The organism is Synechococcus sp. CS-603 (genome assembly GCF_977929215.1).
The window spans coordinates 2448957-2461900 of the sequence record NZ_OZ376778.1 but is presented as its reverse complement, the minus strand read 5'-3'; the positions used below and the strand labels follow the sequence as shown (position 1 = coordinate 2461900).

Below are 12944 nucleotides of genomic sequence, written 5' to 3'. Positions count from 1 at the left end.
ATCAGTTCCACTGATCAGATCCGCCGATCTCCCGGCAGATGTGACGTCTTAGTTCTCGCCGGCGTGGTAACTGCTGCGCACCAGTGGTCCGCAGCGCACCTGGTTAAAGCCCAGGCCTTGGGCCAGCTCTCCCAGCTTCATAAATTCCTCGGGTCGCCAGTAGCGATCCACTGGCAGGTGAGCCAGGGAAGGCCGCAGGTATTGCCCGATGGTGACGCGCTCGCATCCCACGCCCCGGAGATCGGCCAGGGCCTCCATCACCTCCTCGAGCGTTTCGCCCAGGCCCAGCATCAGGCCTGATTTGGTTGGGATGGCGGGGGCCAGCTGCCGGCAGGCCGCCAGCAATCCCAAGGAACGGGAGTAGGTGGCACCACGGCGCACCTGCCCCTGCAGTCGCTGCACCGTCTCGATGTTGTGGTTGAAGCAGACCGGCTCTGCCGCCAGGACTACGCCCAGGCGCTGTTGCTGGGCCGCCACACCTTCCGCTTCGCCGCGATGGCCGCCCCAGAAATCAGGGGTGAGCACCTCGATCGCGATCTGGGGATGGCGGCGCCGTATCGCCGCCATTGTTCCGGTGAACAGGCTGGCGCCGTGGTCGGCCAGGTCGTCGCGGGCGACAGCGGTGAGCACCACGTAGCGCAGCTTGAGGGTGTCAACGGCTTCGGCCACCCGTTCGGCCTCGTCGGCATCGAAGGGAACCGGAGCCTGGCCCTTCTCCACCTGGCAGAAGGCGCAGCTGCGGGTGCAGATCGGACCGCCCAGCAGGAAGGTGGCGGTGCCGGCTGCGTAGCACTCGCCCCGGTTGGGGCAGCGGCCCTCTTCGCAGATCGTGTGCAGCCGCTGCTGTTTGACCACCTCCTGAACTGCCTCGAGGTCTGAGGCCGTGCCGATCGGTCGTCGCAGCCATGGCGGCAGCCGCTCGGCCGGGGCGATGGCGCTGTGGCGACGGCCGGTGACCGTTTGCGCCGCTGGATTCATTGCATCCCTTGCCATCGCTAATCCATTCTGCGGCGGCCTTCCAAGGCTCGCGCCAGGGTGACCTCATCGGCGTACTCCAGTTCGCTGCCTACCGGCAGGCCGTAGGCGATCCTGCTGACAGGGGTGAACGGCCGCAGCAGCCTGGCCAGATAGAGGCTGGTGGTGTCACCTTCCACGCTCGGGGTCAGCGCCAGGATCACCTCGCTGATGTCCTCGCTGTCCACCCGCTGCACCAGCGACTGGACATGCAGAAGGTCTGGTCCGACCCCATCCATCGGCGAGATCAAACCGCCGAGCACGTGATATGCCCCCTTGAATTCCCGGGTGCGCTCCAGGGCGAGCAGGTCGCGTGAATCGGCCACCACGCAGAGCTGGCCGTTGCGGCGCGTTTCATTCAGGCAGATCTCGCAAAGGGGCTCAGCCGAGAGGTGAAAACAGCGTTTGCACTGGCCCACCTGGCTGCGAGCCGCCAGCAGGGCATCGGCGAAGGCATGGATCTGTTCTTCGGGCTGCCTGAGCAGGTGCAGGGCCAAGCGTTGGGCCGTGCGAGGCCCGATCCCCGGCAATCGCTCGAACTGGTCGATCAACCGGGCCAGTGGGCGGGTGAAGCCGCTCAGAGAACCGCCGCAACTGGCCGGAATCTAGGGGCCTGCGTCCTGGCACGGTTCAGAATGGCGGCGGTGCTCTGGCACCTCCCTCGCACCGGTCGTCAGCTGATGGCTCCGTCCCCTTCCCCTGTGCTGCCCTTGTCGTTGCCGTCGTCGTTCCTCACCCGCCTGTTCAGCTGGGTTCTCGCTGCCCTGTTGATCGGGGCCGGTCTGAGCGGCTGCAGTGCGTCGGGGGCGGGCCTGAACACCTTTCAGAGCCCCGATGGCCGCTACGCCTTTCTCTATCCCACCGGCTGGAATCGGGTGGCCGTCAGCGACGGTCCCCAGGTGGTCTTCCACGATCTGATCAACAGCGACGAGACCCTCAGCCTGGTGATCTCCGATGTGAATGACACCAACAGCCTCGAGAATCTCGGTAGCGCCGTGGCGGTGGGAGAGAAGCTGGGCCGGATTGTGATTGCCCCAGAAGGCAGTGGCCGCCAGGCCGAACTGGTCGAGGCGATCGAGCGTGAGGATGGCGGCCATACCTTCTATGACCTGGAGTACGCCGTTCATCTCGCCGATCGGGACCGGCACGAACTGGCCACCGTTGTTGTTGACCGTGGCCGTCTGTACACCCTGGCGGCGAGCACCAACGAAGCCCGCTGGCCCAAAGTGAGCGACTTGTTCCACAACGTGATCACCTCCTTCACCCTGCAGATCTGAGCCATGGCAGCGCCGCGCGATGCGGTGGTTGTCGTGGGCGGTGGCCTGGCCGGTGTGCTGGTTGCCCTCGCCCTGATCAGCCGCGGTCTGGCCGTCACCCTGGTGGCACCAGCCGAAGATCCGGCGGATCCACCTGGCTCGGCCACCTCACTGAGCTACGGAGCCATGCTTGGCTTCTCCGCTCGCCGTCACTGGCGGCAGCTGGAGTCGTGTCATGGCCCGCTGGGCTTTGCTGCCAGCGGGCTGGTGCTGCACAGCTGGGGCGGATGGCTTGACCAACTGCCACCGCCAGCCCTTGCCTTGCTCAGCGCCGCGTTGCCTGTGGGGCAAGTGGACAGTAGGCGCTTCACGGCTGCCCTGCCAAGGGTTCTTGCCGCCGCCGGGGTGAACCAGCTCGACGCCCGGGTGCTGAACCTGCAGCCACGTCCAGGGGGGGGCTGGATCCTGCGGTTGGCTGGGCCGGACCCCTCGCCATCCGCCAGCCTCGAGTCCAGCCAGGTTGTTCTGGCCGCAGGAGCGTTTTGCCGGAGTCTGTGGCCATCTCTTGTGTCCAACCTGCGTCACAGCTGGGCCGGTGTGCTGATTGTCAGGGATCTTCCCGCTGGCAATCCCTGGCTTGAGCAGGTGCGGCGCGGCAGGGTCGTGCAACCGCGTGCCTGGCGCCGGCCGGCCCTGGAGGCCAGGTCCGCCGCGCTGACGCAGGACGCCTGGATTGTTGATGCTGGCCTGGCCCCCTGGGGGAGCGGGGCTTTATTGGGGCAGATCACACTGGTGCCCGCCGGCCCCGGAGGTCTTGTGCCTCCCGATCCCACGCGGATGGAGCAACGCTTGCGCCGAGGGCTGGCGCTGCTGGATCCAGCCCTTGCGCGCCTTGATGCCGACTATCGCCAGGTGCCGGTGGCCTTCTGCGCCGATGGCGGGCCTTTGGTTGGTCCGATAGCGGCGGCGCCGGGGTTGTGGAGTTTCGCGGGCTTCAGTGGACCGTTCGCAACGGCTCCGGCGCTTGCCGAGCAGCTGGCTGCTGATCTGGCCGCCGCCTGAGCGTCAGAACAAGAAGCGATACCGGCCTTCGCCTGATCCTTCGCCCTTGGAGTTGCTGCCAGCGGTGACGGCGGGCCAGTCAGCTTCCCAGTAGCTGATGCCGTCGCGATCGAAGGGCCGGCCGCCGATGCGTTCGGTTGTCAACGTGGTGGTGGCCATTGCCGTGATCAGGCCACCGATCTGCATCGGGCCGAGATCGGTTTTGACATCATCGCCAGCAGCCGCGAGCAGGCTGGGAAGCCGAACCAGATTCTCCGGACGGATGATTTTGGAGAACAGTGCGGCCAGCACAAGTTTCTGGCGATCGATACGGCCGATGTCGCCGTTCTCATCGTGGCGCCAGCGCAGAAAGCCCTCCAGATCCCGACCTTTGAGCGTTTGCCGTCCGGGTTGGAGATCGATGTAGAGGCCCTGGCTGTTGTCGACGTAGTACATCCGTTTGGGGACATCGACTTCAACGCCGCCCAGCACGTCTCCCATGCGGCGGATGGCTCCCAACTTGATGATCAGGTAGTGGCCAATCGGTCGGCCCAGACGATCGGAAAGCTCCTGCTTGACGGCCTCGGTGCCGCCGTAGGCGTAGAGGGCGTTGGCCTTGAGGGGGCCAAACCGATCGGAATTGATGTAGGTGTCACGCGGTACCTGGGTGATCGTGGTGCGGCCCTCACCGACCCGAAGGGTCAACATCACATCGGTGTTGGCTCCGCTCATATCTGAACCAAGCACGAGCAGGTCTTGATCGGTATCGACCCAGCGGCCAAACGGATTGCTGAGCGGTCTGGTCCCACGGACTTCGTCGCCGGCCAGCAAGCCAGACAGGGGAGCCGCCAAAAACAAGCCTCCGCTGAGGCCAAGCACCATGGCAAAAAACACGGGCCAGGGACGGCTCGGCTTGGGACGTTTGGATTGGAATGGCAAGGCTGACGATGCCCGAGGGGCGTTAAAGCGTTGGTTCCCAACCCCTGAGTGTGGCGTTAGGGGGTGGAGTACACAAATGGTATTTGAATTCACCCGCTACAGAACACATTGCTTTGGCATCAGCGTCAAGGGATCCCCGAGCCGGCCCGGCTGCGGACCAGTAGGCGGGCCTGGACCAGGGCGGGATCCAGCTCGCTGGAGCTGAAGGGCGGCAGGGCTTGCCGCCTCAACCAGGCGCCCCAGTGAAATTCGAGAAATGGCACGGCCGGCTGTGCCTTGATCAGGCCCTCCTGCTTGAGCTTCCAGACCAGGCTGCGGTAAGGGTCGTCCTGCATCGCTTCAAGGCTTTGGGGGAGTTGCTCAGGGGCATAGGGACCGTTCCCCTGGCCATCCTGCAAATAGAGCCAGCCCCGGCGATTGAGCTCTTCGAGGCAATGGAGCCGGCTGGCTCCTTTGAGCTCCAGAACCACCGCACAAAAGACCGTCCCGGAGGGGTCGACATCCAGCAGGGCCCTGAGCCGGTGATGGCGATCAATCATCCAGTGCTCGCCAGCACTGCTCACCGCCACCGGCACAGGCCGGCTTTTGAGATAGCGGCGCCGGCTTTCGATCGATTCGAGCCGGAAATCGTTCGCCCGGGCCCGCACCTCCGCCAAGCCAAGGCAGAACTGGGTCGGTTGAAGGCGTCGCAGCGGAAGTTCGAACAGCTCACCCTGTGGAGAGGGCAACAGGTGAAACGAGCCGGAGTTGAGCGCCATGGGCGTGGCCGCAGCGGCCTGGTGACAGCAGTCAGTTCGACTCCATGCTGCAACATTCGCGCGAAGAGCGTTGAAAGGCCCCATCTCAGAGGCTGAGGGCTTCATCGGTCCGTAATCCCGCCTGAACACGCCAGAGGCTGGCGTAGACGCCTCCTCGCTGCAGTAGGTCTTCATGCTGGCCGCTCTCGATGATCCGGCCTGCCTCCAGCACCACAATGCGATCGGCGTGGCGCACGGTGCTCAACCGGTGGGCGATCACCAGGGTGGTGCGTTCGGCGGTGATCAGCTCCAGGGAGCGTTGGATCGCCGCCTCGGTTTCGTTGTCGACCGCCGCGGTGGCCTCATCGAGGATCAGCACGGGAGAGTTCTTCAAGATGGCCCTGGCCAGGGCGATGCGTTGCCGTTGCCCGCCCGAGAGGCGTTGGCCGCGCTCGCCCACCACGGTGTCGTAGCCCTCAGGGAGGGCGTCGATGAAGCCGCTGGCTTCAGCCAGCTGGGCGGCACGGGCTATCGCCGCCGGGGTGGCCCCAAAGCTGCCGTAGGCGATGTTTTCGGCCACGCTGCCGTGGAACAGGAACACCTCCTGACTCACCAGTCCGATCGCCCGCCGCAGGTCGTCGAGCCTGAGATCACGAATCGGCAACCCATCCAGCAGGATCTCGCCCTGATCCACCTCGTAGAGCCGCAGCAGCAACTTCACCAAGGTGCTCTTGCCCGAGCCGGTCGCCCCGACGATGCCGACGGTATGGCCAGCTGGAATGGTCAGGTTGAAGTTCTCAATCAATCCTTCGCGGCCGCCGTAGCCGAAGCTGACCTGGCGGAATTCCAGGCTTCCTCTGACCTCCTGCAGTGGCAAGGGTCGATCACCGCTTGGGATCGCCATTGGGGTGGCGAGCAAGTCGAGCACCCGGTCGCTGGAGGCCATCGCCCGCTGGTAGTCGTCGAGGGTGCGGCCCAGGGTGGTGAGCGGCCAGAGCAGCCGCTGGGTGATGAATACCAGAAAGCTGTAGCTGCCGATGGCAATCGTTCCTCGCCAGGCCTGCAGGCCGCCGATCACCAGGATCGCCACGAAGGCGAACAGAATCGCGAAACGGATCAGGGGAATGAAGCCGGCCGAGAGCTGGATCGCGCGGCGGTTGCTGCGCCGGTAGGCGTCGCTTAAGGAGCCGATCCGACCGAGTTCCCAGGCCTCTGCGGCGTAGCTCTTGATCGTCAGCATCCCGCCGAGATTGTTGACCAGGCTGCTGTTGAGATCACTGGCTTTCTCGCGCACGTCCCGGTAGCGGGGGGCTAAGCGTTTCTGAAAGATCACAGACCCCCAGAGAATCACCGGGATCGGCAGAAAGGCGACCCCGGCCACCCCTGGGGAGAGCACCGCCATCGCCGTGCCGACCGCCAGCACAGTGGTAACAAGCTGCAGCAGTTCGTTGGCGCCGTGGTCGAGAAACCGCTCCAGCTGGTTGATGTCGTCATTGAGGATGGCCAGCAGACGGCCGCTGCTGCCGGCCTCGAAGAAGGCCATCTCAAGGCGCTGGAGATGGTCGTAGGCCTCCAGGCGCAGCTCGTGTTGCACGGTCTGGGCGAGGTTGCGCCAGAGCAGCCCGTAGAGGTATTCGAACAGGGATTCAGCGCTCCAGATCAGGAACGAGAGCACCCCCAGCAGGGCCAGCTGGGAGGGAACACCACCGATACCGATCCCGGCGAGCCAGGAGTTCTGTTGTCTGGCCACCACATCGACCGCCAGGCCGATCAGCACCGGTGGGGCCAGGTCGAAGAGTTTGTTGAGCACCGAGCAGAGCGCCGCCAGCCAGACCAGACGCCTGTGGGGACGCAGCGTGGCCAGCAGACGCTGGAGGGCTGGAGAGGGTGGCGATGGGGCCATGGATGGGGTTGAGCGTTCGGCGGATGAAAGCCATTCAACCCGGCGCGTTGGCTTGTGTTTGAACTGAGCTGTTTCCCTTGGCCATTCCAGCTAGAACAAATGGGCTGCGATTGAGGCCATCGCCATGACACGCTCTCGCTCTTACAACCGCTCCCAGCGCTGGACAGCCAAACTTCGCCGCCGCTCCCTCAGAGCGGCCCTGCCCGAGCATCACGAAGGTGAAGCTTTGCTGCTGCAGCCGCCCGATCAGCTGCGCCGCCTGGCCGTTAGCCGCGAGCAGGATCACGAGCTGCTCGATCTGCTTGAAGGCGCTGTCTGAGGCTTGTGCCGCCAGGGACGCTGCGGGATCGATCAAGGATTGGGATCGATCCGAGTTTTCTGTCTGGGTGGTTCCTGGCTTTCGCTAAGGCTTTTCTTGGCTGGTCAGTTTCAACTTGCGCGCCTGCCTGCGGACGGTGGACATGTCCCAACAGAAGTTGAAAAAAATCTGGGAAGTGGCCCCAACACTGAAAAATTCAGCCATTGTTAGCAAATCCTAACTCTGCTAGCTGATCCAATGCCCGCCCCCGTTCCCTGGAGCCTGGCCTGGAGTGAGAGTGGCGAATTGGCGCTGGCCGATCGACTCGATCTCCTCCACACGTTGATTATGTCAGAAAGTCCTGACATTCAGCCCACACTGATCGCCTCACTCGAAGCCATCAGCCTCGAGGAGGTGTCCTCTCTTTGCACCGATGGCCTGACTGGAACATGCGCCTGATCCCAGGGATCACATGCGATAACGCGCGATCGCCCGCTCCCGGCAGGTGGATTGCGCTGAGGCCAGGTCAGAGCCCTGGTTGATCTGCTCCACGAAGCAGGAACAGGCGTAGGTGTTCATGCCGGGAGGCGCCACCTGCCTGGCGGCCTGGAAAGCCGCACTGAACCCGGCCAGGCAGAGCCTGGTCACGACCACGTCGTCTGATTGGGCCATGGCCTGATCAGGAACCAGGCCTGAAAAAGCCAGGCCAGCAACTGCTGCCAAGGCCGCGCTGCGCTGGAGCCACCAACAGCTGGGAGAAATCAACGTCAAGAGGGATTGGCTCACAGCCGCTGGCGAAGTCATGCGTCGGTCAGAGGGTCAACGAGGTTCAGCGCGTGAGGCGACTGATTTCCAGTTCCTTGTTCATCACCCGAAGGCGCCGCAGAGCATCGAAGACATCCTCAGGCATTCCCTGGGGCAGATCGATGGTGCTGTGGGTGTCAAAGATCTGGATTCGGCCGATGCTGCGTCCGGTGAGCCCGGACTCGTTGGCAATGGCTCCCACGATGTTGCCGGGCTTGACCCGATCACGCCAGCCCACCTCAATGCGAAAACGCTCCATGTTGGCGTCGGGAGTGTGGCCTCCTTCCTCGCGACCTTGTCGCTCGGGGCGACGACGGTCGCCACGGCGATCATCGCCGTCACGGGAGCGCTCCCTGTCACGTTGACCGCTGGACCGTTGCCAGTCTTCGTTGCCATGGACCAACAGTGGCTTCGTGCCGACCGCCAGTTGCAGGGCAGCGAGGGCCAGTTCATCTGGCGTGGCTTCGATCTCGCGACCCACCCGTTGCAGAATCTCGCTGAGCAGGGCCAATTCCTGTTCAGCAGCTCGCGGCGTCTTAACCAGGGCTGTGAGCTGCTGACGCAGCCTGTCGAGCCGGTTTTGGTTGATGTCGGCATTGGTGGGCACCTCCATCAAGTCGATCGGCTTGCCCACCGTGCGCTCCAAACCGGAGAGGAAACGCCTTTCCCTTGGTGTCAGGAACAGGATGGCGTCACCGCTGCGTCCGGCACGGCCGGTGCGACCGATCCGGTGGACGTAAGCCTCACTGTCGAAGGGAATGTCGTAGTTGATCACCAGGGTGATGCGCTCGACATCCAAGCCGCGGGCTGCCACATCGGTGGCCACCAGCACATTCACCTGACCGCTGCGCAGCCTCTCGACGGTGCGCTCGCGCTGGTTCTGGGGCACGTCTCCATTGAGGACGGCCACGTCGTAGCCATGCTGTTCAAGGGCTTCAGAGACCGCCAGGGTGATGGCCTTGGTGCGAGCAAAGATGATCACCCCTTCGCTGCTTTCGGCCTCAAGAACACGGGTCAGGGCTTCGAGTTTCTGGGATCCATTGACGACTAGATGGCGCTGACGAATGGTGCTCGATTCGGCCCCTTTTTGGCGGATGGTGACTTCAGCTGGATCCTTGAGATATTTGCGGGAGAGCCTGCGGATCTCCGAGGGCATTGTGGCGGAAAACAGCACCACTTGGCGCTGCTCAGGGAGTTGTTCAAGCACCCATTCGACGTCGTCGATGAAGCCCATCCGCAGCATCTCATCGGCTTCGTCGAGCACCAGGCTGCGAAGTCCGGAGAGGTCGAGCGTTCCCTGCCGCATGTGATCCATGACCCGGCCAGGTGTACCGACCACTACCTGAACACCACGCTTCAGCCTGACGATCTGATCACGGAAATCGGCGCCGCCGTAGATCGGCAGAATGCGCACCTGGGGCAGTTGGCTGGCGTAGGTGTTGAAGGCTTCGGCAACCTGCAGGGCGAGTTCCCGGGTGGGGGTGAGCACCAACACCTGGGGGGTGCGTTGGTTGGGATCCAGCCTGGAGAGCAGGGGCAGGGCAAAGGCGGCTGTCTTGCCGGTTCCTGTCTGGGCCTGGCCAACCAGATCGCGGCCGAGCATCAGCTCAGGGATGGCAGCCTTCTGAATCGGTGATGGAGTGGTGTAGCCGCAGAGAACAACAGCCTTAACGAGTTGCTCGCTGAGGCCGAAACAGGAGAAGCCGTTTTCGATCTCAACGTCGCCTTGGCCAGATTCAATGGTCTCAGGGGCCTCCGGAACATCCGGAGACTCTGGCGTTGCTGCTGGGCTGGTATCCAAGGGAGTGGCAGGAAGGGATGCAGGCAAATCAGAAATGGTGGTGTCAGGCTGCGGTTGGCTGGTGGCGTCCGAAGAGCACGCGAAGCTCTCGCACGCGGAAGGCTGCTGGGTCACGGAAAAAATTGACGAGGCTTAGGCCTGGGAGATCCTTCAACACAGGCCGGCAGTGATCCCAATCTCTGGCCGATTCGACCTGATGCAAGACTGCCTTGCCCTTTATCAAAGGGTGAGTAATCATTGTATCACTGATTACCCGCGGGTTGCGCTGAGCCCCGCAAAAGCGCATGGCTTTGAGGATTCCCTCACTTTTACGTCTGCTTCTGATGGCAACATTTCGGGTAGCCGAATCGAGATGGCCTTCCCGATTCCGGATGGCCTTCATGCGTCCGTGGGGCAGGGCCTGCTGATTGGAAGCTTTGAGTCCGAGCTGTTAACTCAGAAGTCTTGACTCAGAGCTGTTAACTCAGAACTGTTGACACCCGGCTGCTGACTCGGACCGCCGTTCAGCATGGCCTCAGTAGTCTGGAGCAGTTCTGGCGCCGGGTGCGTTGGACTGGTTGAACTCAGGCAAAGGCCGACGGAAGCCAGGCCTGGGCACGCGCCAGGCTGATTTCGGCAATCTTGTCGTGGGAATGCAGCCGTCTCTGGATCTGGTTGCTGCATGTCTGCCAGCCGGGTGGAGTGGCCGCAATGTCAAAGCAGGCCTCGGAGCGGTCGTCGAGCATGCGGCCGAGCGTGGCTTCGCCACCCTTTGGATCCGGAAGCAGGAGGTAGTAACGGATCATCGGGGTGCGTCGAGCAACCCGTTCAGTCTGTCCCATCAGCGCCGGAGAGCCTCCTTGGTTGCCTTGCTTTAGCAACCCTTGGGGTCCGGGCCTCTTCTCTGCCCGATCGGCTGCGATCTGATCGGTAGCAACGGCTTCATCCCGCCGGCAGCCTGGCACCAAGGATGCCTCACAGATCACTTTCTCGACCCATGCCCAGCGCGCAGCGTCTCTCCGCTTTTCAGACGATCCAGGATCGTCCGGCGGCGACAACGGCTCCCAATGCCCCTCTCCAGGACCTCTGGGCCCATGACGTTTTCGATCTAGCCAAGATGAAGGCGGCGTTGCCGAAGGAAGTTTTCAAGTCGGTACAGAAAACGATCAAGGAAGGCGGCAAGCTCGACGTTACGGTCGCCAACGTGGTGGCCCAGGCCATGAAGGAGTGGGCAACCGGCCGGGGCGCGCTTTATTACGCCCACGTTTTTTACCCACTGACCAACTGCACCGCTGAGAAGCACGACGGCTTCATTTCAGTTCAAGGTGACGGTTCGACCATTACCGAGTTCACCGGCAAGGTCCTGGTGCAAGGCGAACCCGATGGGTCATCCTTCCCCAACGGCGGTATTCGCTCCACGTTTGAGGCCCGGGGATACACCGCCTGGGACATCACCAGTCCTGCCTTCTTGATGGAAACCCCGAACGGGGTCACCTTTTGCATCCCCACGGTGTTCATCTCCTGGACAGGAGAAGCTCTTGACAAGAAAACCCCCTTGCTGCGCTCCAACGCGGCGATGAATCGCGAGGCCCAACGCCTGCTCAAATTGATCGGGTACCAAGACGTGGCCCCGGTCAATTCAAGCTGTGGCGCTGAGCAGGAATATTTCCTGGTCGACAGCGCTTTCGTTTCACTGCGTCCCGATCTCCTGCTGGCCGGCCGCACGTTGTTCGGCTCTCCGTCGGCCAAGGGGCAGCAGTTCGACGATCACTACTTCGGCGCCATCCCCCAACGGGTGCAGGTGTTCATGCAGGACGTCGAGCGCCAGATGTACACCCTCGGCATCCCCGCCAAGACACGCCACAACGAAGTGGCTCCAGGGCAGTTCGAGCTGGCTCCCTTCTTTGAGGCCGCCAACGTGGCCACTGACCACCAGCAGCTCACCATGACGTTGCTGAAAAATACGGCCCGCAAGCACGGCATGAACTGCCTGTTGCATGAGAAGCCGTTTGAGGGCATCAACGGCTCCGGTAAGCATGTCAACTGGTCCGTGGGCAATGCCACCCAGGGAAACCTGCTCGACCCCGGCGACACCCCCGACAAAAACATGCAGTTTCTGCTGTTTTGCGGGGCTGTGATTCGGGGCGTGCACCTCTATGGTCCGCTGCTGCGAGCCGTTGTCGCCACCGCGGGCAATGATCACCGCCTCGGGGCTAACGAGGCGCCGCCGGCGATCATTTCGGTCTATCTCGGCAGCCAACTCGAAGGGGTCTACAAGCAGATTCTCAACGGCGAAGTCACCAGTTCGGTTTCTGCCGGCCTGATGCAACTCGGTGTCGACACTCTGCCGGAATTCCCCAAAGATCCAGGCGATCGCAACCGCACCTCGCCCTTTGCCTTCACCGGCAACCGCTTCGAATTCCGCGCCGTCGGCTCCAACCAGTCAGTGGCTGGCCCGCTGGTGGCGATGAACACCATCCTGGCTGATTCGCTCCGTTTTATTTCTAGTGAAGTGGAGGCGAAAATAGCCGCTGGTGAATCGCTCGAAATCGCTGCAATCTCCGTCCTCAAGGGGATCATGGAGAAGCATGGCTCTGTTGTGTTCGGGGGAGATGGATACTCCAAGGAGTGGCACCACATGGCCGTTGAGGAGAGAGGGTTGGAGAACCTTCACAACACTGCCGAAGCTCTTTCCGTGCTGCAACGCCCTGATGTCCGCGAATTGTTTGCCAGTGAAGGGGTGCTGAGCCCTGTGGAGCTGGAAAGTCGCTTTGAGGTCTATGCCGAACAGTACGTTCTGGCGATCGAAGTGGAGGCCAAAGTTGCCCTGCAGATGGCACGCACCCAGATCTATCCAGCGGTGATGACCTACCTCGGTGATCTGGCCAATTCCCTGAATCATCAGGAAACCTTGGGCCTCTCCCCTGACAAGGCCTTGGCTGGCAAAATCTCCGGCCTTAGCCAGGAGCTGATGCAGGCCTGCGCGGCCCTAGAGAGCGCGATCGGCTCTTCTCCCCATGGCGAGGTTCAAGCCCACATGGATTACTGCGCCAACACCCTTCTGCCCCTGATGGACACCCTCCGGACATCCGTGGACAGCTTGGAGACGTTGGTTGACGACTCCGTCTGGCCCCTGCCCACCTACCAGGAGCTGCTGTTTTTCCGCTGATTC

At 62.8% G+C, this 12944-nt stretch carries 13 protein-coding genes; 5 read left to right on the top strand and 8 right to left on the bottom strand.

The features are described 5' to 3' along the window. Positions 1–48 precede the first annotated feature (48 nt). Both lipA and recR read right to left on the bottom strand, forming a co-directional pair. Positions 49–978, bottom strand: coding sequence for a lipoyl synthase (gene lipA, locus ACXMDM_RS13010; RefSeq protein WP_071799912.1), 930 nt, complete (start codon positions 976–978; stop codon positions 49–51). Between the two features lie 17 nt (positions 979–995). Further along, entirely contained in the window at positions 996–1565 is a 570-nt protein-coding gene (gene recR, locus ACXMDM_RS13005) for a recombination mediator RecR (protein ID WP_233830982.1), read from the bottom strand. Between the two features lie 129 nt (positions 1566–1694). On the opposite strand from recR, the gene psbP reads away from it, so the two are divergent. Together psbP and ACXMDM_RS12995 are read left to right on the top strand one after the other, a co-directional pair. Beyond that, positions 1695–2291, top strand: coding sequence for a photosystem II reaction center PsbP (gene psbP, locus ACXMDM_RS13000; RefSeq protein ID WP_083544596.1), 597 nt, complete (start codon positions 1695–1697; stop codon positions 2289–2291). Positions 2292–2294: 3 nt separating this feature from the next. Further along, complete coding sequence (locus ACXMDM_RS12995; RefSeq protein ID WP_071799910.1) at positions 2295–3332, top strand: FAD-dependent oxidoreductase; 1038 nt, start codon at positions 2295–2297, stop codon at positions 3330–3332. A gap of 3 nt (positions 3333–3335) precedes the next feature. Here ACXMDM_RS12995 and ACXMDM_RS12990 read toward each other — a convergent pair whose 3' ends face one another. The 3 genes from ACXMDM_RS12990 to ACXMDM_RS12980 form a co-directional block, all read right to left on the bottom strand. After that, positions 3336–4193 carry an LCP family protein gene (locus ACXMDM_RS12990; protein WP_071799909.1) on the bottom strand — a complete coding sequence of 286 codons (858 nt, stop codon included), beginning with the start codon at positions 4191–4193 and terminating at the stop codon, positions 3336–3338. 182 nt (positions 4194–4375) lie between these two features. Next, on the bottom strand, positions 4376–5008 hold the full coding sequence (locus ACXMDM_RS12985) for a ParB-like protein (RefSeq protein WP_071799908.1): 633 nt from the start codon (positions 5006–5008) through the stop codon (positions 4376–4378). Positions 5009–5093: 85 nt separating this feature from the next. Continuing rightward, positions 5094–6890, bottom strand: a complete 1797-nt coding sequence (locus ACXMDM_RS12980; protein ID WP_071799907.1) for an ABC transporter ATP-binding protein — start codon at positions 6888–6890, stop codon at positions 5094–5096. Positions 6891–7014: 124 nt separating this feature from the next. On the opposite strand from ACXMDM_RS12980, the gene ACXMDM_RS12975 reads away from it, so the two are divergent. Further along, a complete protein-coding gene (locus ACXMDM_RS12975; RefSeq protein ID WP_071799906.1) occupies positions 7015–7209 on the top strand; it encodes a hypothetical protein in 195 nt (64 codons plus the stop codon). Positions 7210–7446: 237 nt separating this feature from the next. Further along, positions 7447–7647 carry a DUF8633 family putative protein gene (locus ACXMDM_RS12970; protein ID WP_071799905.1) on the top strand — a complete coding sequence of 67 codons (201 nt, stop codon included), beginning with the start codon at positions 7447–7449 and terminating at the stop codon, positions 7645–7647. A gap of 9 nt (positions 7648–7656) precedes the next feature. On the opposite strand, the gene ACXMDM_RS12965 is transcribed toward ACXMDM_RS12970, so the two are convergent. The 3 genes from ACXMDM_RS12965 to ACXMDM_RS12955 form a co-directional block, all read right to left on the bottom strand. Next, on the bottom strand, positions 7657–7911 hold the full coding sequence (locus tag ACXMDM_RS12965) for a cyclin family protein (RefSeq protein WP_145536636.1): 255 nt from the start codon (positions 7909–7911) through the stop codon (positions 7657–7659). Positions 7912–8017: 106 nt separating this feature from the next. Then, complete coding sequence (locus ACXMDM_RS12960; RefSeq protein ID WP_370454082.1) at positions 8018–9793, bottom strand: DEAD/DEAH box helicase; 1776 nt, start codon at positions 9791–9793, stop codon at positions 8018–8020. Between the two features lie 563 nt (positions 9794–10356). Next, complete coding sequence (locus ACXMDM_RS12955; RefSeq protein WP_162922832.1) at positions 10357–10614, bottom strand: hypothetical protein; 258 nt, start codon at positions 10612–10614, stop codon at positions 10357–10359. A 155-nt stretch (positions 10615–10769) separates the two neighbouring features. Here ACXMDM_RS12955 and ACXMDM_RS12950 point away from each other — a divergent pair, with 155 nt between their 5' ends. Beyond that, positions 10770–12941: a glutamine synthetase III family protein gene (locus tag ACXMDM_RS12950; RefSeq protein WP_071799901.1), complete on the top strand. Its 2172-nt coding sequence runs from the start codon at positions 10770–10772 to the stop codon at positions 12939–12941. The last annotated feature ends 3 nt before the right edge of the window (positions 12942–12944 follow it).